At 39.8% G+C, this 25,463-nt stretch carries 22 protein-coding genes and 1 tRNA gene; 13 read left to right on the top strand and 10 right to left on the bottom strand.

Annotation, left to right across the window (positions count from 1 at the left end):
* Nucleotides 1-40: 40 nt before the first annotated feature.
* Both NYR17_RS07720 and NYR17_RS07715 read left to right on the top strand, forming a co-directional pair.
* Complete coding sequence (locus tag NYR17_RS07720) at nucleotides 41-685, top strand: OmpA family protein (protein ID WP_302505142.1); 645 nt, start codon at nucleotides 41-43, stop codon at nucleotides 683-685.
* A 102-nt stretch (nucleotides 686-787) separates the two neighbouring features.
* Nucleotides 788-2,182 (top strand): dipeptidase, encoded by a 1,395-nt coding sequence (locus NYR17_RS07715; protein WP_302505141.1) that lies wholly within the window; start codon nucleotides 788-790, stop codon nucleotides 2,180-2,182.
* A gap of 104 nt (nucleotides 2,183-2,286) precedes the next feature.
* Here NYR17_RS07715 and pheA read toward each other — a convergent pair whose 3' ends face one another.
* Nucleotides 2,287-3,126, bottom strand: a complete 840-nt coding sequence (gene pheA, locus NYR17_RS07710; RefSeq protein ID WP_302505140.1) for a prephenate dehydratase — start codon at nucleotides 3,124-3,126, stop codon at nucleotides 2,287-2,289.
* A gap of 11 nt (nucleotides 3,127-3,137) precedes the next feature.
* A complete protein-coding gene (locus NYR17_RS07705) occupies nucleotides 3,138-3,278 on the bottom strand; it encodes a hypothetical protein (RefSeq protein WP_302505139.1) in 141 nt (46 codons plus the stop codon).
* A 49-nt stretch (nucleotides 3,279-3,327) separates the two neighbouring features.
* Between NYR17_RS07705 and ccsB the strand changes: the two genes are divergently transcribed.
* The 4 genes from ccsB to recF all read left to right on the top strand — a co-directional run bounded on the left by ccsB (nucleotide 3,328) and on the right by recF (nucleotide 8,697).
* Complete coding sequence (gene ccsB / locus NYR17_RS07700; protein ID WP_302505138.1) at nucleotides 3,328-6,486, top strand: c-type cytochrome biogenesis protein CcsB; 3,159 nt, start codon at nucleotides 3,328-3,330, stop codon at nucleotides 6,484-6,486.
* A 5-nt stretch (nucleotides 6,487-6,491) separates the two neighbouring features.
* A complete protein-coding gene (locus tag NYR17_RS07695; RefSeq protein ID WP_302505137.1) occupies nucleotides 6,492-6,824 on the top strand; it encodes a DUF4377 domain-containing protein in 333 nt (110 codons plus the stop codon).
* Nucleotides 6,825-7,020: 196 nt separating this feature from the next.
* A complete protein-coding gene (locus tag NYR17_RS07690) occupies nucleotides 7,021-7,590 on the top strand; it encodes a hypothetical protein (protein WP_302505136.1) in 570 nt (189 codons plus the stop codon).
* Nucleotides 7,591-7,611: 21 nt separating this feature from the next.
* Nucleotides 7,612-8,697: a DNA replication/repair protein RecF gene (recF, locus tag NYR17_RS07685; protein ID WP_302505135.1), complete on the top strand. Its 1,086-nt coding sequence runs from the start codon at nucleotides 7,612-7,614 to the stop codon at nucleotides 8,695-8,697.
* Nucleotides 8,698-8,765: 68 nt separating this feature from the next.
* Here the strand turns inward: recF and NYR17_RS07680 are convergent, their stop codons facing one another.
* The 7 genes from NYR17_RS07680 to NYR17_RS07650 form a co-directional block, all read right to left on the bottom strand.
* A complete protein-coding gene (locus tag NYR17_RS07680) occupies nucleotides 8,766-9,302 on the bottom strand; it encodes a thioredoxin family protein (RefSeq protein WP_302505134.1) in 537 nt (178 codons plus the stop codon).
* A 57-nt stretch (nucleotides 9,303-9,359) separates the two neighbouring features.
* Nucleotides 9,360-10,871: a peptide MFS transporter gene (locus NYR17_RS07675; RefSeq protein WP_302505133.1), complete on the bottom strand. Its 1,512-nt coding sequence runs from the start codon at nucleotides 10,869-10,871 to the stop codon at nucleotides 9,360-9,362.
* Between the two features lie 87 nt (nucleotides 10,872-10,958).
* The gene (locus NYR17_RS07670; RefSeq protein WP_302505132.1) at nucleotides 10,959-12,359 is read right to left on the bottom strand and encodes a peptide MFS transporter; all 1,401 of its coding nucleotides are present in this window, start codon (nucleotides 12,357-12,359) and stop codon (nucleotides 10,959-10,961) included.
* A gap of 194 nt (nucleotides 12,360-12,553) precedes the next feature.
* Nucleotides 12,554-14,200: a peptide MFS transporter gene (locus tag NYR17_RS07665; protein ID WP_302505131.1), complete on the bottom strand. Its 1,647-nt coding sequence runs from the start codon at nucleotides 14,198-14,200 to the stop codon at nucleotides 12,554-12,556.
* A gap of 146 nt (nucleotides 14,201-14,346) precedes the next feature.
* Nucleotides 14,347-14,907, bottom strand: a complete 561-nt coding sequence (locus NYR17_RS07660) for a hypothetical protein (RefSeq protein ID WP_302505130.1) — start codon at nucleotides 14,905-14,907, stop codon at nucleotides 14,347-14,349.
* Between the two features lie 202 nt (nucleotides 14,908-15,109).
* Nucleotides 15,110-16,669: an Rne/Rng family ribonuclease gene (locus NYR17_RS07655; RefSeq protein WP_302505129.1), complete on the bottom strand. Its 1,560-nt coding sequence runs from the start codon at nucleotides 16,667-16,669 to the stop codon at nucleotides 15,110-15,112.
* Nucleotides 16,670-16,902: 233 nt separating this feature from the next.
* The gene (locus NYR17_RS07650; RefSeq protein WP_302505128.1) at nucleotides 16,903-17,196 is read right to left on the bottom strand and encodes an HU family DNA-binding protein; all 294 of its coding nucleotides are present in this window, start codon (nucleotides 17,194-17,196) and stop codon (nucleotides 16,903-16,905) included.
* A gap of 46 nt (nucleotides 17,197-17,242) precedes the next feature.
* Here NYR17_RS07650 and mutY point away from each other — a divergent pair, with 46 nt between their 5' ends.
* The 7 genes from mutY to arfB all read left to right on the top strand — a co-directional run bounded on the left by mutY (nucleotide 17,243) and on the right by arfB (nucleotide 24,374).
* Nucleotides 17,243-18,277, top strand: coding sequence for an A/G-specific adenine glycosylase (gene mutY, locus NYR17_RS07645; RefSeq protein ID WP_302505127.1), 1,035 nt, complete (start codon nucleotides 17,243-17,245; stop codon nucleotides 18,275-18,277).
* Between the two features lie 71 nt (nucleotides 18,278-18,348).
* A complete protein-coding gene (locus tag NYR17_RS07640; protein WP_302505126.1) occupies nucleotides 18,349-19,455 on the top strand; it encodes an AI-2E family transporter in 1,107 nt (368 codons plus the stop codon).
* Nucleotides 19,456-19,609: 154 nt separating this feature from the next.
* Nucleotides 19,610-20,848 (top strand): aspartate kinase, encoded by a 1,239-nt coding sequence (locus NYR17_RS07635; RefSeq protein WP_302505125.1) that lies wholly within the window; start codon nucleotides 19,610-19,612, stop codon nucleotides 20,846-20,848.
* 20 nt (nucleotides 20,849-20,868) lie between these two features.
* Complete coding sequence (locus NYR17_RS07630) at nucleotides 20,869-22,692, top strand: lysophospholipid acyltransferase family protein (RefSeq protein ID WP_302505124.1); 1,824 nt, start codon at nucleotides 20,869-20,871, stop codon at nucleotides 22,690-22,692.
* 116 nt (nucleotides 22,693-22,808) lie between these two features.
* Nucleotides 22,809-22,884, top strand: a tRNA-Phe gene (locus tag NYR17_RS07625).
* A gap of 81 nt (nucleotides 22,885-22,965) precedes the next feature.
* Complete coding sequence (locus NYR17_RS07620) at nucleotides 22,966-23,985, top strand: AMP-binding protein (RefSeq protein ID WP_302505123.1); 1,020 nt, start codon at nucleotides 22,966-22,968, stop codon at nucleotides 23,983-23,985.
* The gene (gene arfB, locus NYR17_RS07615) at nucleotides 23,982-24,374 is read left to right on the top strand and encodes an alternative ribosome rescue aminoacyl-tRNA hydrolase ArfB (protein WP_302505122.1); all 393 of its coding nucleotides are present in this window, start codon (nucleotides 23,982-23,984) and stop codon (nucleotides 24,372-24,374) included. Before NYR17_RS07620 ends, arfB begins: the two co-directional genes overlap by 4 nt.
* A gap of 4 nt (nucleotides 24,375-24,378) precedes the next feature.
* On the opposite strand, the gene NYR17_RS07610 is transcribed toward arfB, so the two are convergent.
* Complete coding sequence (locus tag NYR17_RS07610; protein WP_302505121.1) at nucleotides 24,379-25,353, bottom strand: deoxyhypusine synthase family protein; 975 nt, start codon at nucleotides 25,351-25,353, stop codon at nucleotides 24,379-24,381.
* Nucleotides 25,354-25,463: the final 110 nt, after the last annotated feature.

Raw genomic sequence — 25,463 nt, 5'->3', positions numbered from 1 at the left:
TAAAAAGAGATTTAGTAATTTTGGGGTCAAATTTAGAGTAATGAAAAAATATATTTTTGCAGTAGCCGCCATGTCTTTTATGGTATCTTGTAAGAAAATTCAGCCAGGAGGTAATAAAAACATTCTTAAATTAGAAGAAGGCGTAGAGCGCTATTCTGATGATCATCAGGGAGGCGCACATTCGGAAGAAGCCGCTTCTCATACCACTGCCCACCAAAATGAGGTGAGTGTAGATTTAAATGGTGTGGTGCTTAAAGGTTATAAAAATGGTTTGGAAGAAAGAATGGTATCTTTCTTAAAATCAGGGAAATATGCTTCGGAATCAGAAGAGGCTTTAAAATCTGTATGGTATGATTTTGACCATGTTAATTTTAAAGTAGGTTCAAGCAGTCAATTAGAATCTGGTGCCGAGCAGATTGAAAATTTAGCTAAAATCCTTAAAGCTTATCCAGAAGCTAAAGTAAAAATAGGAGGCTACACCGACAAAACTGGTAATGAGGAAGTCAATAAAAAAATCTCTCAGCAGAGAGCAGATTTCATTAAAGCTCAGTTAGAAAAGGCAGGTGTAGGTGCTCAGGTGGTGTCTGCGGAAGGCTACGGCAGCGCATTTGCTAAGGTTGCCGCTGATGCTTCTGATGAAGAGAGAGCTTCTGATAGAAAAATGGCAGTAAGATTTACGAAATAAACAATACATAACTATGATTTTTAATGCTTTATCTTCATTATGAGATAAAGCATTTTTCTATTTCGCTAAAAAATTTTATCTTTACTTCTCAAATTTAAACGAATGCAAGACACACAAAATTACATTACAGAGCACAAAAAAAGATTTTTAGATGAGCTCATAGATTTGCTTAAAATAGCCTCCATTAGTGCAGACCCAGCTTATAATCAAGATGTTTTAAACTGCGCCGATGCCGTGGCAGACTACCTCAAAAAAGCAGGTGCAGACCAAGTAGAAGTTTGTGAAACCAAAGGTTATCCCATCGTTTTTGGGCAAAAAATAATAGACCCAGCGCTTCCTACGGTTTTGGTTTATGGGCATTATGATGTGCAGCCGCCAGATCCATTGGAATTGTGGGAGAGTGGTCCTTTTGAACCTGTGGTTAAAGAAACGCCATTACACCCTGAAGGGGCTATTTTTGCGCGTGGTGCCGCCGATGATAAAGGCCAGTTTTTTATGCACCTCAAAGCTTTTGAGGCGATGATGAAAACCCAGACTTTGCCGTGTAATGTCAAGTTTATTATTGAAGGAGAAGAAGAGGTGGGCTCTGCCAGTTTAGCGGATTTTCTCAAAGAAAATAAAGAAAAATTAGCCTGTGATGTTATTTTAATTTCGGATACAGGGCTTTATTCTATGGAGCAACCTACGGTGACTACGGGGCTCCGTGGATTGAGCTATGTGGAAGTAGAGGTGGAAGGTCCTAATCGAGATTTGCACTCAGGGCTTTATGGCGGTGCCGTGCCTAATCCGATCAATGTTTTGGCTAAAATGATTGCCAGCTTAATTGATGATAACGGCAGAATTACAGTGGAAGGTTTTTATGATAATGTAGAAGTGGTTTCGCTGGAAGAAAGGGCAGAAATGAACAAGTTGAAAGATGATGTAGAGGCGTTTAAAAAAGCCATTGGGCTTCGTGATGTTCAAGGCGAGGAAGGCTATACCACGCTTGAGCGCACTTCTATCCGCCCAACTTTAGATGTTAATGGCATCTGGGGTGGCTACATTGGTGAGGGTGCCAAAACGGTCATTCCGTCCAAGGCTTTTGCTAAAATTTCAATGCGTTTAGTGCCTAACCAAACGCCAGATGAAATTACAGAAAAATTTGTAAAACATTTTGAAAAAATAGCGCCTGCGAGCGTTAAAGTGAAGGTAACGCCACACCACGGCGGAATGCCTTATGTGCTGAAAAGCGACACTGAGGAATTTTTAGCCGCTAAAAAAGCGATGGAAAAAGCCTTCGGGAAAGAGGTTTTACCATTCCGAAGCGGTGGCAGTATCCCTATTACAGCGCTATTTGAGGAGGTTTTAGGTTCTAAATGCGTCCTTATGGGCTTTGGCTTAGGTACCGATGCCATCCATTCACCGAACGAACATTATGGACTTTATAATTTTTATAAAGGGATAGAGAGTATTCCGTGCTTCTTTCAATTTTATACTGAAATGAAGTCTCAAAAATAACGATTTTATTATTTAAAATAGAAATCGGTTTCAATGGATTTTGAAGTCGATTTTTTGTTTATTCTTATTTGTATTTTTTTGCTAATTAACACAAAATAAATGCTTTACCCTTCTAAACGATACTCGTGGTAGTTGCCTAAAAAACGAACGCTAACGCCCAAAGATTCAAGTTCTGCAATGGCGTTTTGGTAGAGAATATTTTCCCAATCTCCAACAATATTGATGTAAAAGAAATAATTTCCTAAGCCTGTTTTTAGCGTTCTGCTTTCTATTTTGGAGAGGTTCATTCGCCGCCAAGCAAAAACGGAAAGTACTTGGTGGAGCCCACCCGCATAATCATTAGGAAGGGTAATCATCAGCCCTGTTTTTTGTCCTAAATCTTGGTGGGGTAGCTGCAATGAATGATTTTGCTTTGAAATAATAATAAAGCGCGTATGGTTTTGCTCAAAATCTTGGATGGAAGAATGGAGGATTTTAAGCCCATAAAGTTGCGCCGCATAAGTATTGGCGACCGCTGCCCAAGGTTGTTCGGGGTGTTCGGAAACCCATTTTGCCGCTGCTGCGGTGGAGCTATAATCTTGCGTGCTGGAGTTTGGATACGCCTGTCGCCGAAACTGAAAAGTCTGCGCCAAAGCCTGTGGATGAGAGATAATATGGGCTACGGTTTGATTTTGAGGATGAACCATCAGGTGATGCACAATAGGCAAAATGGCTTCGGCTTCTATAAAAATAGACTTAAAATCATAGAGGTAGTCCAAGCTCATAGACACGGTGCCTTCTATGGAATTTTCTAAGGGAACTACGGCTTTATCCAAATTTCCAGCCTGCACTGCAGAGAAACAATCTAAAATGTTAGCCTGCGGAATCAAGCTTTCCTCAGGGAATATCTGCGAAGCCACCAATTGCGTAAAAGAGGCTTGGGGACCTAAAAATCCAACTTTCATAGGCATTAAAACTAATCCAACGGCAAAAATAGTCTTTTTTTGAATAAAGCCCACCGAGTAGCGCTGGAGAAATTCACTTTGGTATAACCTAAAATAGCGAATTTTACGGCGGAAGATTCTGCAAAATCTCTTTTGCTCAATTGAAATAACATGCTTATTTTTGCAGTTCGTGTAGGGCTCAAAAAGCCTCACGAAATATCTATGAAAAAAATACAAAACCTCCTGATTTCCACGCGCACTATGGCGGTGCTTTTATTGATTTATGCCGTTTCTATGGCGTATGCTACATTTCTTGAAAATGATTACGGAACCCCTGCCGCCAAGGCGTTTATATATGATTCTAAATGGTTTGAACTGTTGATGTTCTTGCTCATTCTTAATTTTATTGGCAATATAGAGCGCTACCGACTTTGGCGGAGAGAAAAATGGCCTATTTTAGCCTTTCACTTGGCTTTTATTTTGTTGTTTATTGGTGGGGCAATCACGCGCTACATCAGCTACGAGGGACAAATGCACATCCGCGAAGGGGAAACTTCAAAAGAGATAACCTCGCATAAAAACTTTTTTAAAATTCAGATTGAAGAAAAAGGCGAGGTGCTTAATTATCAGGATATTCCATTTGAAATGACGCCAGAAGTGCCGTTTTGGAGCGCAGTAACCAACCACCGTTTCAAGGCGACTTATGATTTTCACGGACAAAAAATTAAGGTGACCCAGTTGGCTTATACACCGAGAAAAAAAGACAGCCTGAAAGTGACCACTTCGGGTAAGGAATATTTACATTTTGTAACCACAGACGAGGTGGGGCGTTTGGATTATTACTTAGCCGAGGGCGAGGTGAAGAACATTGATGGCGCGCTGGTTTCCTTTAACCGCCCGATAGATGGTGCCGTGGAATTTAAGAAACAAGGCAACGAACTTTGGATTAAAACCCCTATAGATGCGCAATATATGACGATGGCAACCCAAGCAACGGGTACTACTAAAAAAGATGAATATCAGCCGTTGGCGCTCAGAAGTCTCTACACCATCAACCACCTTAAAATTGTGGTGCCAGAAGGATTACAGAGGGGCGAAATTATTTCTTATTCTGGGGATAAAAACAAAGATAAGAATGTTCCCGATGAGCTATTGGTAGAGGTTCAAGGGCCTAAAACTAAGCAACAGGTGGCGCTCCAAGTGCAGAGCTATAATCCTAATTTGGTCAAGCAAATCACCATTGATGGGATGAATGTGATGTTGGGCTTTGGTGCCAAAGTGTATACCACGCCTTTTGCATTAAAATTAGATGATTTCGTGATGGAAACTTACCCTGGGAGCTCCTCGCCATCGGCTTATGAGAGCCATGTTCAGATTATTGATGAAGGAAAACAAACGCCTTATAAGATCTATATGAACCATGTATTAAATTATAAAGGTTACCGCTTTTTTCAATCCAGTTTTGATCCTGATAGACAGGGCACTGTGCTCTCCGTTAACCACGATTATTGGGGAACGCTCATCACTTACATCGGTTATGGTTTGATGTTTTTAGCGATGTTTATCACTTTATTTTGGAAAGGCACGCGCTTTTGGACACTCAACCAAATGATTAAAGAAGCGGGCAAGAAAAAAACGCTCAGTTTAGCATTCGCCTTTTTGAGTTTAGGTTTTGCCTATGCACAAGCGCCAGCGAAGCCTCAGAAAACACTCTCCGCAGATGAAATGGTGCAGCACATCAATATTGATAAAGACCATGCAGAGCGGTTTGGAGCGCTGTTGGTACAGAGTTATGATGGAAGAATCCAGCCGATCAATACGCAGGCGTTGGATATTTTGAGAAAGCTGACAGGCAAGGAAAAATTTAAACAATTAGATGCCAACCAGTGGTTTTTGGCGGCTACCATAGACCCAATGTTTTGGGCGCAGGTGGACATCATCAAAGTGGAAACTCGGGGTAAAGTAGGGCAGCAATTGGAGCAAAAAACCAAAGCCAACCAAGATGGATATACCAGTTTAGTAAAGCTCTTCCCAGCCGATGCCAACGGCAATTTGAGGTTTGTTTTGGAAGAAGATTATAACACGGCATTCAATAAAAAACCTGCTGAGCAATCCAAATACGACCAGGCGGTCATCAAGCTGAATGATAAAGTCCAAGTGATGAATGCCTTGATGTCTTGGCAGTATTTCCGTGTAATCCCAGTGCAGAACGACCCTAACCACAAGTGGAATTCTGTGATGGATACCAACTTTAATGTAGATAGCACGGCGCAAAATATTTTGGGACCTTATCTGGCTGCCGTTCTTATGGCAACGCAAAGTAACCAATGGAAAACTGCCAACCAAGAGTTGGATAAGGTAAAAGCTTACCAACAGAAGTGGGGTAAAAATGTGCTACCTTCTCAAACTAAAATAGATTTAGAACTGTTAATGAATAAGTTAGATGTCAATTTTAAATTGATGATTTTCTATGCTGTCATTGCGGCTTTGCTTCTCATTTTAGGATTTATAGAATTGTTTAAACCCAACCAATGGCTACACCGCGGCATCAAGGTGATTTTGGCTTTGGGGGTATTGGGCTATATTGTTCATTTTTTAGGCTTGGCAGCAAGGTGGTATATCTCTGGGCACGCGCCGTGGAGTAATGGTTATGAGGCGATTATGTTCATCTCTTGGGTGGGCATTAGCGCAGGGCTTTTACTCTACCGAAATAACAATGCGCTGATTCCTTCGGCAGGCTTTTTGGTGGCGGTATTGTTGATGGGCTTTGCCCACGGTGCCGTGAGTTTAGACCCACAGATTACACCGCTGGTACCCGTGCTAAAATCTTACTGGTTGGTTATTCATGTGGCGATCATCACGGCGAGTTACGGATTTTTTGGCTTGTCTTTTATTATAGGCGTTATCGTTTTGCTTTTTTACATCGTGGCGAATGGAGCGACATTCAAAAAACACCATGATACCACGCTCAAAGAGCTCTCTGCCGTTTCCGAAATGTCCCTTACCATTGGGCTTTTCGCATTAACGATTGGAACTTTTTTAGGGGGTGTTTGGGCGAATGAATCTTGGGGGCGCTATTGGTCTTGGGACCCTAAAGAAACTTGGGCGTTTATCTCGGTGATCGTTTATGCCTTTGTGCTTCATATGCGTCTGGTGCCAGGTTTAAGGGGGAGATATATCTTTCATATGGTGACGATGTTTGCATTCAGCACGGTGATTATGACTTATTTTGGAGTTAATTATTACCTTACAGGCTTGCATTCTTACGCCGCAGGAGACCCAATTCCTGTGCCAGCGTGGGTTTATATTACACTCACCACGATGATTGTGCTCTCCGCTTGGGCTTGGCTGAAATTTAAAACTTTAAAATCTAAAGCTTAATTACAATGAAAAAAATTATAGTATTTCTATTATTCGTATTGGGGATTTATGCGTGCCAAAGGAATTCCACCACCTCTTCTCAAGAAAAAAACATCTGGGTGGCTCCAGAAACACAACCTTGTGATGCTGGCGTTATGCGCAAACAATGTCTCCTCATCAAATGGAATAAAAACGATCAAGATTGGCAGTATTTTTATAACGATATTGAAGGTTTTACCCACGAAAAAGGCTACACTTACGAACTTTTGGTAAGAGAGGAAGCCGTAGAGAATCCACCAGCTGATGCCTCGCAGTGGCGGTATATTTTGGTGAAAGTGATTTCAAAACATAAAATTTAAAACATAGCCTATTTTTAGTTTTTTTAAAACATATATTGTTGATAGTCAGGTTTATGTCTCTTTGATGGGGCTTGCTTTGTTGTTGTTTTTTAGCAGTAGTTTGGGCGCGATTAGTTGGTCATTACAAATTTTAATATTTTTGACCTATCTTAGTGGTTATCTTTATACCAAATATCAAAATATAAAATCTAAATGGTTGAAAATTATCGTTTTTAACCTATTTTCCTTTATTTTTGGATTTTTATTTTTATGGAAATACCACGGCGTAGCAACGCTGTTTAAATGGAGCGTTATCATTGTGATTGGACTTTTGTATGACAGTTATTTTTTGAAATATTTTGTCCGACAAATACCGCTGTTCAAGATTTTTTATGTGGGCATCACTTGGGGGCTGATGTGCGTATGGTTGCCATTTGAAACTTGGCATTGGGAGGCGTTTTTTATTGTCGTTTTGTATATTTCGGCATTGGTTTTACCCTTTGATATTCGCGATAAAAACCAAGATGAAGTCTTAACTTTCCCCAAATGGATAGGCGTAGAAAAAACCAAAATTTTAGCTTATATATTGTTGTTAATCAGTGGGTTGTTGGCGTTTTGGTTTTATGGGATAGCAACGGAAACTTGGGCTTTTTTAGGCGCTGTTTTAGTTTCGGTGGGGTTGGTGGCTGGAGCTGCGGAAACCCGTAAAGACCTTTATTTTTCCTTTGGCGTAGAGACCTGTTGCGGACTTCCATTTTTGTTTTTAATTTTATTAAAATATTTTTAACACAACGAAGATTGTATTCGTATGAAAATCAATAAGCTAAACCTTACACAATTTAAAAATCATCAAGATCGTATTTTTGATTTTTCTCCAGAAATCAATGCTTTTGTGGGGAATAATGGTGTGGGCAAAACCAATATCTTAGATGCTCTACATTACCTTTCGGTGGGCAAGAGTTTTTTAGGTAACTCTGATGTCAATAATATTCAAAATGAAGCCGATTTCTTTGTTATAGAATCCGAAATAAAAACCGACCAAAAGGATATTATCCTCAAAATTATTCAAAATAGAGAAACCAAAAAAATCATCAAAAAAAATGATAAATCCTATGCGCGCATTGCAGACCACATCGGTTTTTTGCCATCGGTGATGATTTCGCCTTATGATGCCAACCTGATTTCGGATTCTGGCGAAAGCCGCCGCCGCTTTTTAGATGCGATGATTGCGCAAATAGACAGCCCGTATTTATTCAGTTTGATGCAGTATCAAAAGGCGTTGAAGCAAAGAAATACCTTGCTTAAATCTTTCGCAAAACATCGTTTTTTTGATGCTGAGGCTTTGGAAATTTATAACGAACCTTTAGTCAAACACGCCCGCACGGTTTTTGAAACAAGAAAAAATAGACTGGACCAACTCAAACCGACTTTTCTGTACTTTTACGAGATGATTTCTGGGGCTAAAGAACAGGTGAATCTCGTTTATCAAACCGACTTAGAAGTTCAACCCATGGAGGCTTGGCTCTCGGAAACTTTGGAAAAAGATAAGGTGCTGACTTACACCTCCAAAGGGATACACAAAGATGATATTTTGTTTAAAATGAATGGCGAATTGATCAAGAAAATAGGTTCTCAAGGTCAGCAGAAGTCGTTTTTGATTGCTCTTAAATTAGCTCAAATTAACCAAATAAAGCAATTGACTGATAAAACGCCTTTGCTCCTTTTAGATGATATTTTTGATAAATTAGATGATAAGCGCGTGACACAGCTGATAGAATTGCTCAGTAAAGAGCGGTTTGGGCAGATCTTCATCACGGATACCCATAGAGAACGCACCGAGCAAATTTTAAAAAACATCAATGATGATTTTAAAATTTTTGAGATCAAATCATAATTTTCTTTTAAAATATGAAAAAGCCGAATATTTTGTATTCGGCTTTTTGGGGGTAAAATTTTTAAATTTTATTTAATTTTAGATTTAAATTTCTTTTGGAAATCTTCCCACTGTGCTTTGGTCTCTATATTTTTATAGGTATCGGTATGGAAAAGTGATAAATAAGGTTCCAATTCTTTGGCGTTAAAATAGCCTACCAAATTGGTAATAGGAGCCCCTGTCTCATCTAAAAATACGGTGGTAGGGTAGGCGGTTACATTAAAAAATCGAGCTAACTCGTGTGGTGCATTTCGCCCAGAAACATTGGCTCTGTATTTAGGGTTGCTAAAAACTTTGTTTTGATAATGCGCCACCTCATTTCCTTCGCCATTGAATTTTACTGCATAGTAGTTTTTATTGATGATTTTGGCAATTTCAGGATGTCCATAAGTGTTTTTCTCCATCATTTTGCACGGTCCGCACCACGGCGCATAGATGTCAATAAGTATTTTCTTTGGCGCTTTCTTTTGTGCCGCTATGGCTTCATCAAAGGTAAGCCACTTAACCTCTTGTGCAAAACTCAAATTGAGTAATAAGATACTGAATATCAATGCTATCCTTTTCATTGTAATTAAATTATATTATATTATGATTAAAATTGTCATTAAAAGATAAAAATAAACCTACCGCACTTCGCCCATCAGTTTTTTGATGAATGGAGATATCAAAATCAATACCAATCCAGCTAAAAGGGCATAGATGGCGAGTTGTTTGTATCCCTCGGTGTAGGAGAGTAGGGCTTCGTAGTTGGAGGCATTTTCTTTAGCTTCGGCTAAGTTGGCTCCAATAATTCCCGCCACATATTGTCCATATGCCGAGGCGAGGAACCACATTCCCATCATCATTCCTTGGAGATTTTTGGTGGAGAGTTTGGTCATAATGGATAAGCCAATCGGTGAGAGGCATAATTCCCCAAAAGTAATGACCAATAGGGCAATGGTAAAGAAATTTAGAGAGGTAATCCCTGCCGCATTAGCAAAAAATCGGGTACTGAATAATAGGTAATACCCCAAGCCCAAGAAGATGAAGCCTAAGCCAAATTTAATGATGGTATTGGGTTCTATCTTCTTCTTATTCAGCCATATCCACAACAAACCGATGAGTGGTGCCAAGAAAATAATGAAGAATGCACCGCCAGAATTATTCACGCCATTAGGGTCTAAACCTAACAAATCTTTGTTGAGATTTTTAGCCGCAAAAATACTCAGCGAGCCGCCACTTTGTTCATATATTCCCCAAAACAAAATAGAAAATAGAATGAAAATGAGTGCTGCCCACAGCTTTTTGCGTTCTTCGGTTTTGAGTTTAGACATCTCAAAAAACAAATAAATGAGCGTGAGCGGCCCGATGGTCCACATAAAATAATCGGTATAATCGGTTTGGGCTACCATCACCATAATGATGGGTACAAACACCAAAGACAGGGCATACACGCCGTATTCTTTCCATTTAGCAATGGCTTCGGTTTTGATTTCTGCCAACGGATGCCCAGGCTGAAGCCCAATGCTGCCTAAACTTCTTTGCGTAAAGATGAAATTAACCAAACTAACAACCATCACAATAGCGGCTAAACCAAAAGCGACATTCCAGCGAAGGTGCTCTGGGATAGCATTTTCAAACAATTCCCCTTTACCAATAGCGATGCATAAATAGCCGCCCAGCAAGGCACCGAGGTTAATCCCCGCATAGAACAGCGAAAATCCAGCATCTGCCCGAGGGTCGTTGGGCTTGTACAATTGCCCTACCATAGAGGAAATATTGGGTTTGAAAAATCCCGTTCCCACCACCGTAAAGGCGATGCCCAAAAAGAAATAACGGTGTGGATCTGTGGCGAGGATTAAACTACCGATAATCATCAAGATGCCGCCCCAAAATAAGGACTTCCGAAAGCCTAAAATTTTATCAGCGCAAAGCCCGCCTATAAAGGTAAATGCGTATACAAAGGCTTGTGTAGCACCGTATTGAAGGTTGGCTTGTGCTTCTTGAAAATCCAGTTGAGAAATCATAAAAAACACCAGCATTCCCCGCATACCATAGAAGCAAAAACGCTCCCACATCTCGGAGAAGAAAAGACTCCAGATCTGTTTAGGATATTTCCCTTGAAAATTCTGAATTTGTTCCGTTGTTAAGTTCATAAAAGTGAAATAAGGCTACGAAGATATGAAAAAACCTCCGAATATTCAGAGGTTTTTGGTTAATTTTATGATGGAGAAAAATTCTCACTACTTCACGCCGTGCATCAGTTTAGAGATAAATTTGCTGAGGAGGAGGAGTAAAATACCACAACCAATCACAAATCCTGAAATATAGGTGAAGATCTGCCCTGCACCCATTTTTTCTACATAGGCTGCGATAAATCCGCCTAAGAAATTGGCAACAGATGAAGACAGCATCCAAACCGCCATAAGCACGGAAGCTAACCTTACTGGGGCTAATTTGGTAACCACAGAAAGCCCCACAGGAGAGAGGCAAAGCTCACCCACGGTATGCACGAAATAAGTCATCACCAACCACCATAAGCTGGCTTTTATCGCTGGATCTTGGATATCGCCGCCACGCTCTGCCACGGCTCCGAGCATAAACCAGAATCCAATCCCTAAGATGATCATACCCAAGCCCATTTTAACAGGCGTAGTCAGTTTTTTTCCTAATTTAGAATTCCAGAAAATCGCAAATAATGGTGACAAAATCACGATAAAGAAAGGGTTTACCGATTGGAAAAACGATGCTGGTATGGTGTAGTGCCCTAAGAACGGTAAGGTGATATCACGATTGATAAATTTGTCCGTATATAAGGCAATAGAAGACCCCGCTTGCTCAAAGCCTGCCCAAAAGAACACCGCGAATAAGAACAAAATGAAGATAACGCTCACCCGTTCTTTTTCCACTTTTTTGAGTTCGTTGCCGTGTAAAACTTCTTCTTTGGTTACTTCTAACTCTTCTTTAACCTCAATTTTTTTCTGTGGTTTTTTGCCGATATTGCCTAAGTATTTATGCGCCAAAGTGTTGAATAGCAACTGTCCTAAAAGCATTCCTATCCCTGCCGCTAAGAAGCCGTATTTGTAGCCGTAAGACATAATCTCACCAGAGGCATTTTTTGTTGCAAAAATATTATCGGTAAGCACACCAATAATGATCGGAGCCAATAACGCCCCTAAATTGATCCCCATATAGAAAATCGAGAAGGCAGAGTCTCTTCTGTCGTCGCCTTCAGGATAGAGATTTCCTACCAAAATGGAGATATTAGGCTTGAAAAATCCGTTTCCGATGATGAGTAGTAACAAACCTAAATAAAGTCCAAAATGCGTATTGATGGCGAACAAAGTGAATTGCCCAAGCATCATCGTGATCCCCCCAATGGTAATGGCGAGGCGTTGTCCTAAGAACTTATCTGCCAGCCAGCCCCCAATCAGCGGGGTAAAATATACCAAGCCTGTAAAGTTTCCGAAGATTAAACTTGCGGTAGCAGGATCTATAGCAAGTCCGCCTTGTAAATAAGTTTTGGTAAGGTAGAAAATGAGAATTGCCCGCATTCCATAATAACTGAAACGCTCCCACATTTCTGTAAAGAATAAAAGGTATAACCCCTTAGGATGTCCTTTCTGTTTTAGTGTTGTATCCATATGAATAAAATATAATTTTTATTGAGACCAACAAATATAAACTTTTTTTGGTTTTTACAAAATAAAATAAGCTTTAAAATGCCGTAGATTTCGTTAAAAACCTTTAAACTAATGAGTTATATATCAAGATATAAAGAAAAAACCTTTCCCAAAATGCTAATTTTAGGAAAGGCTATAAGGTTTTAGCTCGCTTTTTAGTGAGATTTCATCGCTTTGTTGAGACTTTTGAGGATGGAGAGCCCAATGAGCGTTGCCAAAAGGAGCAATCCAAAATTCACCCAAAAGAAGTTGGCTTTGTCCTCATAATTGTACCACATACTGGAGAGCACGCCCGAGAGTTTATTCCCAATAGCAGTGGAGAGGAAGAAACCGCCCATCATAAGGGCTGTAAGCCTCGGTGGGGAGAGTTTAGACACCAAGGAAAGTCCCATAGGGGAGAGGCAAAGCTCGCCGATGGTAATCACGCCATAAGCCGCAACCAACCACAGGGCAGAGACTTTAACCAAGCCATTATCGCCAGCGTGTACAGCGCCCACCATCACCAAACAAGAAAGTGCCGAGATGAAAAGCCCCAATACAATTTTGGCAGGTGTGGTCGGCTCTTTGCCTTTTCTTCTGAGCATCAGGAAGAAACCAACCACCAAAGGTGTGAGGACAATCACCCAAAATGGGTTAATGGATTGGAAGAGTTCTGTATTATATAAATAAACTTTTTGGTCAGGGTTTTGTTCTAATTTTGCCCTTTGCTCTGGGCTAATATTTCTGAAATAAATATCCTTGCCTTGCTCTTTTACGGCATTGCCTTGGGCATCTTTTACGGCTTGATATTGCGCATCATAAACGGGAACTTCGTGGGTGTTGAAGTCTTTGCTATCCACCAAATAAATGCTTTCCAAAGGCTTTTCCGCCACGGCAGGCACGCTTCTATCGGTGTAATATTTTGCCCAACGGGTGAGCGCAGTGCCATTTTGTTTAAACACTGCCCAAAACATCAAGCTGACTGCAAATATCGCGAGGAGTGCGCCAATAGGTCTTTTGTCCTCGGCGTTGGCTTTTACATAAAGCGAAACATAGAAAACAATCACAGGGATACAAGCAAAAATAAAGGCATCAGTGGTATCAGAACCGAAAATATTACCAGGGATAAACCACCCCAAAACGCCAACCATAATGGCAGGCATAAAGACTTTTAAAAGCACGGAAGAAATGGTGGTATCGCCTTGTTGTACAGGTTTTAGCACATTGGCGTGTAAGATGTGTTTTCGCCCTAAACTGAAGATAATCAATCCTAAAAATATCCCGAAACCAGCGGTCATAAAGGCTTCGCCCCAACCGAATTTATTTCGCATAAACGCTGCGATAATATTACACGCAAACGCCCCAATATTGATCCCCATATAGAAAATATTGTAGCCAGCGTCTTTGTTGGCTTTGTAAGGTTCTTCGGAGTAGAGGTTCCCCAAAAGTGTGGAAATGCTGGGTTTAAAAAATCCATTCCCCACGATAATCAGTCCTAAGGAGGCATAAAATAAAGGCAATTCCTTAAAAAGCCCTAAGCCGATATAGCCCAAGCCCATCAGAAAACCACCGATATACACAGCTTTGATGTAGCCTAAAACCCGATCCGCCAAGAAGCCACCGAGGAACGGCGTAAGGTAAGTGAGCGCAATAAAGGTTCCGAAGATATCATCGGCGTTTTTATCTTCAAATGCTAAACCGCCCGTTTCCGAAGGGTCTATCATATACAAAACGAAGATGCCTAAAATCAGGTAGTAGCCAAAACGCTCCCACATTTCTGTAAAGAATAAATAGGGCAGTCCTTTGGGGTGTTTACTTTTCATAAAATTCTATTTTTTTGTTGGAAACAAATATAAAATTTTTTTTATAAAGTGCAAGTGGCTGTGTTTTGGGTTGATTTGTTCTCTATATCCGCAATAAAAAAGCTGCCTCGTAGAGAGGCAGCTCTGAAAAATTTATTTTGTACGGATTATTTTCCTAATGGAATGTTGTACGCTACACCAGCGCCTATGCTACCAGCGTTGAAGTCTTGGTTGCCGATTTTACCATCATCACCTGTGAATACTTTGGTGTAGTGTAAAAAGAAATTCCAATCTCTGTTATGGAAACCTATTTCTGGCTTAAGGTAGAAACCGCCTTTTGGCATCTCTACAGTGGAGTTAGAAGCCACTTTGTCATCGCCTACAATAAAGCCATAACCTAAATCTGCACCAGCGTAGAAACCTGATTTTTGAGGGTAGAATTTAAACATTGCCGCTACAGGTACCACACCGAAATCGTTGTTTTTGATGCCATCTTTCTCTTTACCGAAAAAGTGGTTGTACCCTGTAGAAATCCCTAAACCGAAACCTGGTGTAACTAAATTTTGGTAAGATAAATCTACGCCTAAGTTAGCCGAGGTATTGCCCCCAGTAGAAGCGCCCGCATTGATGCCTAATTTTAACATATTGGTCATAGAAACGCTCTGTGCAGAAACTAAACCTGCAGACAAAATGCCTAATGCTAATACAGCTTTTTTAATTGATTTCATTATTTTTCGTTTTTTAATTCGCAGGGTGTAATTGTAAAAATCGTGCCAAAGTGATAATATGGTGCGGAGGTTAGTTTTATCTTGTTTATTATCAGGAGTATAGAATTAAATGTTTGTTTAATTAAATATGACAGAAACTCTGCCAAAAAGTGCTGATTTTGTCCATAAAAAAAGCACACATAGAGAAATGTGTGCTTGTGTTTTAGTTTGAGAAACTGACCAATTCTTCTTTCTTATCGTTATAGATTTTGTATTCTAAGTATTTGAAGGAGTCTCTCGGGACTATCGTTACCCATTTTTTGTATTTAAAAAACCATTTGGTTTGTATGCTCATCAGTCCTTTGGTTAGGTAGGCTTCTACAAAGGGATGGGTGTGCAGATATAGGCGTCCTTTTTCTTTTTGTAATAAGTTTCTAATCACCTCAGACATCCGCTCTACAATCACGACTGGTGCTAAGATTTCGCCGTCTTTATTAGGATTTTCTTCCTTAGTTTCTATCACTTTTTCTGGGCGCACGCGCTGTCGGGTGATTTGTATAAGCCCAAACTTGCTGGGCGGTAGTATTTTATGGCGTGCTTTATCACGCTTCATTTCCGTTTTTAGATGTTCGTAGAGTTCTTTTCTGTGGTTGGCTTCTCTCATATCGATAAAGTCCACCACAATAATGCCGCCCATATCTCTGAGTCTCAGCTGTCTGGCGATTTCTGTTGCTGCCATTTTGTTGACTTTTAAGGCGTGCTCTTTGTTGGCGTGGCTCCCTGTGGAGATGTTGTTGCCGGAGTTCACATCAATCACATGGAGGGCTTCGGTGTGTTCTATCACCAGATAGGCGCCTTTGGAACTCGGGATGTTCACATGCTTGCCAAAGCTCTGTTTGAGCTGTTTCTCTACATTGTAATACTCTAAAAGTGGGATATGATTATCATAAAATTCCACTATGTTTTTTCGTTCTGGTGCAATGACTTCCAGATAGTTTCTCATATCTTGCACCATGGTTTCATCATCACAGATGATGCTTACAAAATCTGCATTAAAATTATCTCTTAGAATGGCAGACGCTTTGTCCTCCTCGCTTAAAATTTTAGAGGGGATTTTGTTTTTTTGAATATTTTTGAAACAAGTTTCCCATTTCTCTACCAGATGGTTCATATCATTGTGTAGTTCGGCAACTTTTTTGCCTTCTGCTACTGTTCTGATAATCACGCCAAAGCCTTCGGGCTTTATACTTTCTATCAAGGTTCTTAGGCGGTCTTTTTCCGCATTATCCCTGATTTTTTTAGAGATAGAAACTTTTTGGTCAAAAGGAATAAGCACAAGAAACCTGCCTGTGAGGGATATCTGTGTGGAGATTCTGGCACCTTTGGTGGAGATAGGTTCTTTGGTAATTTGGATGAGCACGGTGTCATCTTTTGCCAAAACGCTATCTATCATTCCATTTTTGTCAATGGTTTTTTCTATTGGAAAATTCTTCAAGCTGGAGTCGTTTTTTCTTTTAGAATGGACTTCTCTGAGAAATTTCTTATAAGTAAGGTACTGTGGGCCTAAATCTTGGTAATGTAAAAACGCATCTTTATCATAGCCGATATTCACGAAAGCGGCGTTGAGGTTGGGTGCTAATTTTTTAATTTTACCTAAATAGATATCACCTACCACAAGGGTATTGTCTTGTTCTTCCTCGTGTAGTTCAAATAAGCGTCCGTCTTCTATCAATGCAATTTTAGAAGCACCATCTTCATTGGATATTAAGAGTTCTTTCTTCATTCTAAAATTTTATAAATAGTGAAACAAAAATATAGTTGATGCTTTATCAACCAAAATAAAAACACCAACTATATTGCTTATGTCATTTAAAAAAGAGACTACAGATTATTTCTTTTTCTTATGTCTGTTTTGTCTTCTTCTCTTTTTTCTTTTGTGGGTTGCCACCTTGTGTCTTTTTCTTTTCTTTCCGCTAGGCATAGTCTTTTATTTTTATTTGTTAATAATAAATTGGATTATTTCTTTACTGGAACTTTGTTTTTCACTTTCTCTGCAAAAGATTTTGAAGGCTTAAATGCAGGGATATTGTGGGCAGGAATTTCTATCGCTGTATTTTTAGAGATGTTTCTTCCTGTTTTTGCAGCGCGCGTCTTGATAATAAACGAACCAAACCCTCTAAGGTAAACATTATCTCCTTCGTATAGAGAATTTCGTATTTCCTGCATCAATGCTTCCACCACTTTTTGAGTGTCATTTTTTTCCATTCCTAACTTATTAGAGATGGTATTTACCAATTCTGCTTTTGTCATGTCCTTTTTTGTTTTTATTTTTGGTGTGCAAATATATAACTTATTTTTGAAAACAAACAAACAAAACCCTGATTTTCTAAACATTGGCACCAAAATCATTGATTGGTACGATGAAAATGCGCGCGAACTTCCGTGGCGAAGCACCCAAAATCCGTATAAAATATGGATCAGCGAGGTTATTTTACAACAAACCCAAGTGCAGCAAGGGCGTGCTTATTACCTTAGATTTATAGAGCGTTTCCCAGATGTGAAAACCCTAGCAGAGGCAGATACAGACGAGGTTCTTCTCTACTGGAAAGGTTTGGGCTACTACTCCCGAGCGCTCAATCTCCACGAAGCCGGACAGCAAATAATGCGGGATTTCAACGGTGAGTTTCCCTCCACTTATCAAGAGATTTTAAGCCTAAAAGGCATCGGTAAATATACGGCAGCTGCCATTGTGAGCATTTGTTTTGGCGAGGCTTATCCTGCGGTAGATGGTAATTTTTACCGTGTTTTTTCCAGACTTTTTGCCGATGATTTTGATATTTCTAAATCCAATGCGTTTCAATATTTTTCGGCATTGGCAGATCGGGTTATGCCGCCGCACCGCCCTGGAGATTTCAACCAAGCCATTATGGATTTGGGCTCGGAGGTCTGCAAACCTAAAACGCCACAATGTGGTCTGTGCCCCGTTTCGGAAGATTGTATGGCTTATCAAACGGGCAGGGCTTTAGAGTTTCCCGTGAAGCATAAAAAAGTGAGCGTCACTACAATGAACCTAACTTATTATATGATACACTGCCAAGGTTATTTTTTAATTAAAAAAAGAAATAGGGCCTCCATTTGGAAAAATTTATACGAATTTCCAACGCAGATTCCTGAGGCGTGGCAGCCTTTTATCCGAGAAACCAAGGTGGTTAACCATAAACTAACCCACCGAAATTTAATCATAGAAATGAATGAAGTGCCCACCAAAACGCTGCAAGAGCTCCACGCCTATGCCCAGCAACACGGCTACGATGTGGTTAATCCAGAAATGGCAGCGCAAAAATCTTTCCCTAAACCCTTAGAACAGTGGTTAAAAGATTTTTTTGTTTAGTGTTTATTATTGCAAATAGTTTCGTTATTTTGCAAAACATAAAACAATAGTATTCAATTTTAAATTCTAAAATGATGGAAATCAAATTACCTTTTATTATGAAACTCGCTATGGTGCTCATTTGCATTTTGGCATTGGGTTATTTGGCAGTTTTAGGGCAAACCATCTTGGCGCCGCTCTTTTTTGCATTTTTGTTGGCGCTGTTATTTGTGCCGTTTGCTAATTTTTTAGAGCAAAAATGGCGATTTTCCAGAGCGCTATCCACTTTTACATCATTATTGCTGATGCTTTTGGTGGTCTCTGGCGTGGTGTATTTTTTCTCGGCACAGCTGAGTGATTTTGTCGCTGATTTTCCTACGCTGATGCTGAATATCAACCAAGCCTTCCTTGATTTGCAAACTTGGGTTTCCAAAACTTTTAAAGTGAATTTTGACCAACAGATGGAGTATCTCAACCAAGGTTTGGAGAAAATATTAGCCTCTTCGGGTATTATTTTAAGTACTACGGTAACAATGTTTTCTTCTGTATTGGCGTTTTTCTTATTCTCGGCTTTGTTTCTTATTTTTATCTTGAATTACAGAAGATTATTGTATAAATTCATAGTTTCTGTGTTTAATGAGAAGCATTTCGCAAAGGTGAATGAGATTATTTTAGAAATTCAAAAAATCATCAAAGATTATATTATCGGCTTGTTCATTCAGATTATTATTGTGAGTACTTTGTCCAGCATTTTATTGACTTGTTTAGGCGTTAAATATGCGCTATTGCTCGGTTTGCTCACAGGGTTGCTCAATGTTATTCCTTATATTGGGATCATCATCACGGGTTTTTTGGCGTGCGTAATTTCCTTTGCTACAGGCGGTGAGCATACGCTTATGGTGCTGATTGGCTACGGCGTAATCCACGCGATAGATGCTAATTTAGTCCTTCCACTCGTGATTGGTTCTAAGGTGAAAATCAATGCATTGTTCTCATTTTTAGCGCTTTTGGTAGGCGAGCATCTGTGGGGGATTTCAGGGATGTTCTTGTGTATTCCATTTTTAGCGATGATGAAAGTGATTTTTGAACGCATAGATGGGCTGAAACCTTGGGGATTAATTTTAGGCGAAGAACACACCCAGCGCAAACGCAAAAAATATAAAATTACCAAAAATATCACCCTTGAAGAAAAGGAATAATATGCGACCAATAAAGGCAATGGAGCGGTATATTTTTTCATAATTGAGGTGTAGAATATCATTTTTTATTTTCTTTTTTTAATAAGATTTCATATTTTTGAAACTTATTTTAAATGAAGAACACAGGATTTGGAGCAAAAACAATTAATTGGGTATGAAAGTTTTTAAGTTTGGCGGCGCCTCCGTAAAAGATGCAGAGGGCGTAAAAAATGTAGCAAAAGTTTTGGCTTCGCAGGGGGGGGGAGCGTGCTTGCTGGTGGTTTCCGCTATGGGCAAGACCACTAATGCTTTGGAGCAAGTGGTGGCGGCTTATTTTAACAATGGAGATTACAAAACGGAAATTAAAACCATCAAGTCTAACCATATCCAGATCGCATCGGATTTATTTGATGCTCAGCACGAGATATTTGAAGAAATAGCCCTGTTTTTTGATGATATAGAGGCTTTTTTAAGACGAAATAAATCTCCAAATTACAGCTTCGTTTATGACCAGGTGGTGAGCTGTGGTGAGCTGATTTCTTCTAAAATTTTAAGTGAATACCTTAATAATCAAGGGTTTAAAAACCAGTGGTTAGATGCACGAGATTTCATCAAAACCAACCATAATTACCGAGAAGGCGTTGTTGATTGGGCGCTTACGGAAGACCATATTAAACAATTGTCTCAAACGGAATGCTATGTTACTCAGGGGTTTATAGGTTCTGATGAGCATAACTTTTCGGTAACCCTCGGTAGGGAAGGTTCGGATTATTCTGCGGCTATTTTTGCGTATGCCTTAGATGCCCAAGTGATGACCATTTGGAAAGATGTGCCAGGCGTGATGACGGGCGATCCACGGAAATTTGATAAGGTAGAGTTGCTCTCTCATATTTCTTATGAAGAAGCGATAGAAATGGCGTATTATGGCGCTTCGGTGATTCACCCTAAAACCTTGCAACCGCTCAAACAGAAGCATATTCCATTCTTTGTGAAATCTTTTTTAGAACCAGAGCAAGCGGGGACCAAAATTGGGAATTCCGAAAATAATCAAAAGAAAGAATCCTATATTTTAAAAGAAAATCAGCATTTAATCCATATTTCTACCAGAGATTTTTCGTTTATTGCGGAGGATCATATCAGTTATATTTTTAATCTATTGGCGGAATATAAAATTAAGGTGTCTCTGATGCAAAATTCTGCGATCTCTCTGGCGTTGTGCTTGGAGGATAAATATGGAAAATTAGATGATTTTAACGAGGCTTTGCAGGCGGAATTTAAAACAGAACTGACCAAAAATGTGCAGCTCTACACTGTGCGAAATGCCCATATGAAAAACATAGAACACTTTTACGAAGGCAAAAATATTTTATTAGAACAATTGTCCAGAAACACGGTGCAAGTTGTTACTTTTTGACCACGAAAAAACAAAAATATATGAGTCTCATTTCAAAGAATGATATAATAAAAGCCGCAGGTTTTAACCGTTTAGGCTTGCTTAAAAAGCCTTTGGCTACGGCTGTGATGTATTTTACGAAAATCAACAAAGTGAATCAACTTTATGATAAATTGAAAGATACAGAAGGCAGTGATTTCTTTGACCAATTCATCAAAGAGAGGCAACTCAAATATGTGGTTTTTGAGGAAGATTTACAGAAAATCCCTAAAACAGGACCTTTCATCTTGGTGGCTAACCATCCACTGGGCGCTATTGATGGTATTTTGATGTGTAAAATCCTCACAGAAATTCGCCCTGATTTTAAGGTGATGGGCAATTTTCTTTTGGAGAAAATAGAGCCAATGAAGCCTTATGTGATCGCTGTTAATCCCTTTGAAAACAGGAAACACCTCAAAAATAGTGCGTTAGGAATGCGGGCAGCATTGGCGCATTTGCAAGAGGGCGGTTGCTTGGGGATTTTCCCTGCAGGCGAGGTTTCCAATAAAAACAACGCCTATGCGGAGATTTTGGATAAAGCGTGGGAGAAGCCAGCTTTAAAATTGATAAAAAAAGCCAAAGTTCCTGTAGTACCGATGTATTTTCACGCTAAAAATAGCCGATTGTTTTACTCGGCGGCGCAGGTGCATCCTGATTTACAGACGCTTTTGCTCCCTTCCGAGATGATGAACAAACGCGAAAAACCAATTCGCATAAGAATAGGGAAGCCCGTTTCGGTCAAGACAATGGAAGAGTATGAAACACCAGAGGAACTGGGCGATTTTCTTCAGAAAAAGATTTATTTAATGAAATCTTATTATGATAAGCGCAAATCTTTGGTGGATTTAATGAAACTTCCGAATTTAAATCTTAAATTGTCACCAAACAAATCCGCAAATGTCATACAGAATATCATTGAAGAAACGCCAAAAGAAGACCTTCTGAAAGACATCAACAGCCTGAGGGCAGAGAACAAAATGCTCTTCAAAAACGGCAATTACGAAGTTTATTTCGGCGCTTATCAGGAAATTCCGTCCATTATGCGGGAGATTGGCAGGCAGCGCGAATTGACTTTTAGAGCCGTAGGCGAGGGCAGTAACCTCCCTTTTGATTTAGATGAATACGATCGCCATTACCACCACCTGTTCCTTTGGGATGAAGAAGCGCAGAAGTTGGCAGGAGCCTACCGTATGGCGTTGGGGACAGAGGTAATGAAAAAATATGGCATCAGCGGTTTTTACACCAGTTCTCTATTTGATTTTGATCAAGAATTGCAGCCTTTTTTTAAGAAAGTGATAGAAATGGGGCGCGCCTATATTTCCACGGAATATCAGCAAAAACCATTGCCGTTATTTTTACTTTGGCGAGGCATTGTGCATGTGTGTTTGAGAAATCCAGAGCATAAATTTTTGATGGGTGGCGTAAGCATCAGCGACAAATTTTCCGATTTTTCTAAATCGTTGATGATAGATTTTATGCGTTCCCACTACTATGATTCTGCGGTGGCGCAGTACATTCATCCTAAAAATGAATTCAAAGTCCGAATGCGCGAGCGAGATAAAAACCTCTTTTTTGAGGCTATAGACTCTGATTTAGGCAAATTGGATAAGATTATTGATGATTTAGAGCCAGAAATGCGCCTCCCAGTTTTGATTAAAAAATACATCAAACAAAATGCAAAAGTCGTGGCTTTTAATGTAGATCCCAATTTTAATGATGCTGTAGATGGGCTGATGTACATTCGGATTAGCGATTTACCAGAAAGTACGATAAAGCCAGTATTAGAGGAAATGAGCGAGCAGATGAGAAACGAAAATGAAAAATAATAATTCTGATAAACAGAGGGTTAATAAATAAAGTTAAAAAAGTTGATAAAAAACTTGCGTGGTAATATAAAAGTGTATATCTTTGCACCACTTTAAAACAACTGATAAGCAGTTATGGTGCCTTAGCTCAGTTGGTAGAGCAAAGGACTGAAAATCCTTGTGTCCCTGGTTCGATTCCTGGAGGCACCACCATAAAACCGCCAAATTAATTTGGCGGTTTTTTTATTATATTTGTATTTCCAAAAGCCTATTTCTTTAAAAATAAAAAATACAATGCTTATAGACGCCTCTCAGGAGATTGATATTTCAAAACTCCGCCCTCAGAACGATTTTGAACACCAAGTGGTGCTTTTCTTGGAGGACTGTTTTTCGGCGGCACCTACGGTGAAGGTGCAGACTTCGGGGTCTACGGGAACACCAAAAATCTTTGAGGTAGAAAAGGAAAAAATGAAATATTCTGCACAGCAAACTTGTCGTTTTTTAGGACTTAATAAAGGCGATACGGCGTTGTTATGTCTTCCTGTGGCGTATATTTCAGGAAAAATGATGGTGGTAAGGGCGTTGGAGCAAGGTTTGAAATTGAAGGTGGTGCCGCCATCTGTTCAGCCGCTAAAAAATCTAAATATAACGGTAGATTTCTGTGCAATGACGCCGCTTCAGGTGGAGCATTCTTTGGCAGAACTCCATCAAATCCGAAAGTTGATTATTGGTGGCGCCGCCGTTTCGGAAACGCTCAACGATAAAATTTTAGATTTGAAAATCCCCCATCAGAAAGTTTATGAAACCTATGGAATGAGCGAAACCCTTTCTCATATTGCTTTGCGGGAGATTTCGCCTCAGAAAGCTCAGTATTTTAAGGCTTTAGATGGCGTGCAATTGTTCCAAGATGAACGCGGCTGCCTTGGCATCAATGCACCTAAATTAAATGAAGACCAATTGATAACCAATGATTTGGTAGCGTTTGGTTCGCCGCAAGAATTTTATTTTTTAGGCAGGGTAGATTCCATTATCAACTCGGGGGGCGCCAAGATTTTCCCAGAACAATTGGAAGCTTTGGCAAAGAGAACCATTGACCGAGAGTTGGTTTTTATCGGTGTTAAAGATGAGGTTTTAGGAGAAAAGTTAATCGTAGTGGTAGAAGGTGAGGAAACGCCAGAAATTAAAACGCAAATAGAAAATTTGGCGTATGAAAAATCCTTTCATCGTCCTAAGGCGGTCGTGTTTATGCCGAAAATACCACGCACGCCTAACGGAAAAGTGAGCCGATTAGAACTCAAAAAATGCTTAGAATGAGTGATTATGCTTCAGAATTTGCCTACAAAACCTCACGAAGTAGTGGGGCAGGAGGGCAGAATGTTAATAAAGTGGAAACTGCCGTTACGGTGATGTGGTGCGTGGCAGATTCGGCGTATTTTTCGGAGGATCAAAAGCAACGGATTATGGAGAAATTAAGCTCTAAAATCAATGCAGAAGGTGTTCTTCAACTCACGGCAAGTGACACCAGAACACAACTTCAAAATAAAAAAATAGCAACAGAGCGGCTAGTTCAATGGATTGAACAAGCCCTCTATATTCCTAAAAAACGGTATAAAACAAAGCCTTCAAAAGCGCAAAGAGAAAAGCGATTGAAGGCTAAAAAGTTAAATTCCGAGAAAAAACAAAATCGGAAATATAAATACTAAAATTTTAAGAATTCTCTAAAATATATTGGAACATCAGCGGTGCACAGATGGTAGCATCACTTTCTACAATAAATTTCGGTGTGGTGATATCCAATTTGCCCCAAGTGATTTTCTCGTTCGGTACAGCGCCAGAATAAGAACCGTAAGAGGTGGTAGAATCAGAAATTTGGCAGAAATAAGACCAGAACGGAATATCGTGCATCTCCATATCTTGGTAGAGCATCGGTACTACGCAAATCGGGAAATCTCCAGCGATACCGCCACCAATTTGGAAGAAACCAACCCCTTTGCCACCGCAGTTTTTAGTGTACCAGTCGGCTAAGAAAGTCATATATTCAATGCCTGATTTCACGGTGGAAGGCTGCAATTCCCCTTTAATACAATAGCTGGCGAAGATGTTCCCCATGGTAGAATCTTCCCAACCTGGCACTACGATAGGCAAGTTTTTTTCTGCCGCCGCCAACATCCAAGAGTTCTCTTTTGGAATTTCATAATATTGCTCCAAAACGCCTGATAGAAGTATTTTGTACATATATTCGTGTGGGAAATAACGCTCGCCTTTGGCTTCCGCATCTTTCCAAATTTCGTAGATGTGTTTTTGTAATCTTCGGAACGCCTCTTCTTCTGGAATACAAGTGTCCGTTACACGGTTGAGCCCTCTTTCCAATAAATCCCACTCTTCTTGAGGGGTAAGGTCTCTATAATGCGGCACCCTTTCGTAGTGAGAATGCGCCACTAAATTCATCAAATCTTCTTCTAAATTAGCCCCAGTACAAGAGATAATAGCAACTTTATCCTGCCGAATCATCTCGGCTAAAATTTTGCCAAGCTCTGCCGTAGACATCGCTCCAGCAAGGGTAATCATCATTTTGCCACCATCTTTTAAATGGGCTACATAGCCTTTGGAAGCATCCACTAAAGCCGCAGCATTAAAGTGCAAATAGTATTTCTCAATAAATTCTGTTATCGGTTTATTCATAAAATTATATTTTGAGCAAAGTTAAGGATTTTTTTTCATCTGAAATCAACCCTAATAATTTAGAGCAAGCCTAAAAACGAAACCCTTACAGTTTAATGTGAGGAAAACTT

This window comes from Riemerella columbina, from assembly GCF_030517065.1.
GTDB lineage: Bacteria > Bacteroidota > Bacteroidia > Flavobacteriales > Weeksellaceae > Riemerella > Riemerella columbina_A.
The sequence above is the reverse complement of the archived record's forward strand: the minus strand, read 5'-3'. Positions and strand labels throughout refer to the sequence as shown.

What these genes read in the sequence shown, in the direction of transcription:
- NYR17_RS07720 (WP_302505142.1), top strand. Translation starts at nt 41, where the DNA reads ATGAAAAAATATATTTTTGCAGTAGCCGCCATGTCTTTTATGGTATCT.
- NYR17_RS07715 (WP_302505141.1), top strand. Translation starts at nt 788, where the DNA reads ATGCAAGACACACAAAATTACATTACAGAGCACAAAAAAAGATTTTTA.
- pheA (WP_302505140.1), bottom strand. Translation starts at nt 3,126, where the DNA reads ATGAAAGTTGGATTTTTAGGTCCCCAAGCCTCTTTTACGCAATTGGTG.
- NYR17_RS07705 (WP_302505139.1), bottom strand. Translation starts at nt 3,278, where the DNA reads ATGTTATTTCAATTGAGCAAAAGAGATTTTGCAGAATCTTCCGCCGTA.
- ccsB (WP_302505138.1), top strand. Translation starts at nt 3,328, where the DNA reads ATGAAAAAAATACAAAACCTCCTGATTTCCACGCGCACTATGGCGGTG.
- NYR17_RS07695 (WP_302505137.1), top strand. Translation starts at nt 6,492, where the DNA reads ATGAAAAAAATTATAGTATTTCTATTATTCGTATTGGGGATTTATGCG.
- recF (WP_302505135.1), top strand. Translation starts at nt 7,612, where the DNA reads ATGAAAATCAATAAGCTAAACCTTACACAATTTAAAAATCATCAAGAT.
- NYR17_RS07680 (WP_302505134.1), bottom strand. Translation starts at nt 9,302, where the DNA reads ATGAAAAGGATAGCATTGATATTCAGTATCTTATTACTCAATTTGAGT.
- NYR17_RS07675 (WP_302505133.1), bottom strand. Translation starts at nt 10,871, where the DNA reads ATGAACTTAACAACGGAACAAATTCAGAATTTTCAAGGGAAATATCCT.
- NYR17_RS07670 (WP_302505132.1), bottom strand. Translation starts at nt 12,359, where the DNA reads ATGGATACAACACTAAAACAGAAAGGACATCCTAAGGGGTTATACCTT.
- NYR17_RS07665 (WP_302505131.1), bottom strand. Translation starts at nt 14,200, where the DNA reads ATGAAAAGTAAACACCCCAAAGGACTGCCCTATTTATTCTTTACAGAA.
- NYR17_RS07660 (WP_302505130.1), bottom strand. Translation starts at nt 14,907, where the DNA reads ATGAAATCAATTAAAAAAGCTGTATTAGCATTAGGCATTTTGTCTGCA.
- NYR17_RS07655 (WP_302505129.1), bottom strand. Translation starts at nt 16,669, where the DNA reads ATGAAGAAAGAACTCTTAATATCCAATGAAGATGGTGCTTCTAAAATT.
- NYR17_RS07650 (WP_302505128.1), bottom strand. Translation starts at nt 17,196, where the DNA reads ATGACAAAAGCAGAATTGGTAAATACCATCTCTAATAAGTTAGGAATG.
- NYR17_RS07640 (WP_302505126.1), top strand. Translation starts at nt 18,349, where the DNA reads ATGATGGAAATCAAATTACCTTTTATTATGAAACTCGCTATGGTGCTC.
- NYR17_RS07635 (WP_302505125.1), top strand. Translation starts at nt 19,610, where the DNA reads ATGAAAGTTTTTAAGTTTGGCGGCGCCTCCGTAAAAGATGCAGAGGGC.
- NYR17_RS07630 (WP_302505124.1), top strand. Translation starts at nt 20,869, where the DNA reads ATGAGTCTCATTTCAAAGAATGATATAATAAAAGCCGCAGGTTTTAAC.
- NYR17_RS07620 (WP_302505123.1), top strand. Translation starts at nt 22,966, where the DNA reads ATGCTTATAGACGCCTCTCAGGAGATTGATATTTCAAAACTCCGCCCT.
- arfB (WP_302505122.1), top strand. Translation starts at nt 23,982, where the DNA reads ATGAGTGATTATGCTTCAGAATTTGCCTACAAAACCTCACGAAGTAGT.
- NYR17_RS07610 (WP_302505121.1), bottom strand. Translation starts at nt 25,353, where the DNA reads ATGAATAAACCGATAACAGAATTTATTGAGAAATACTATTTGCACTTT.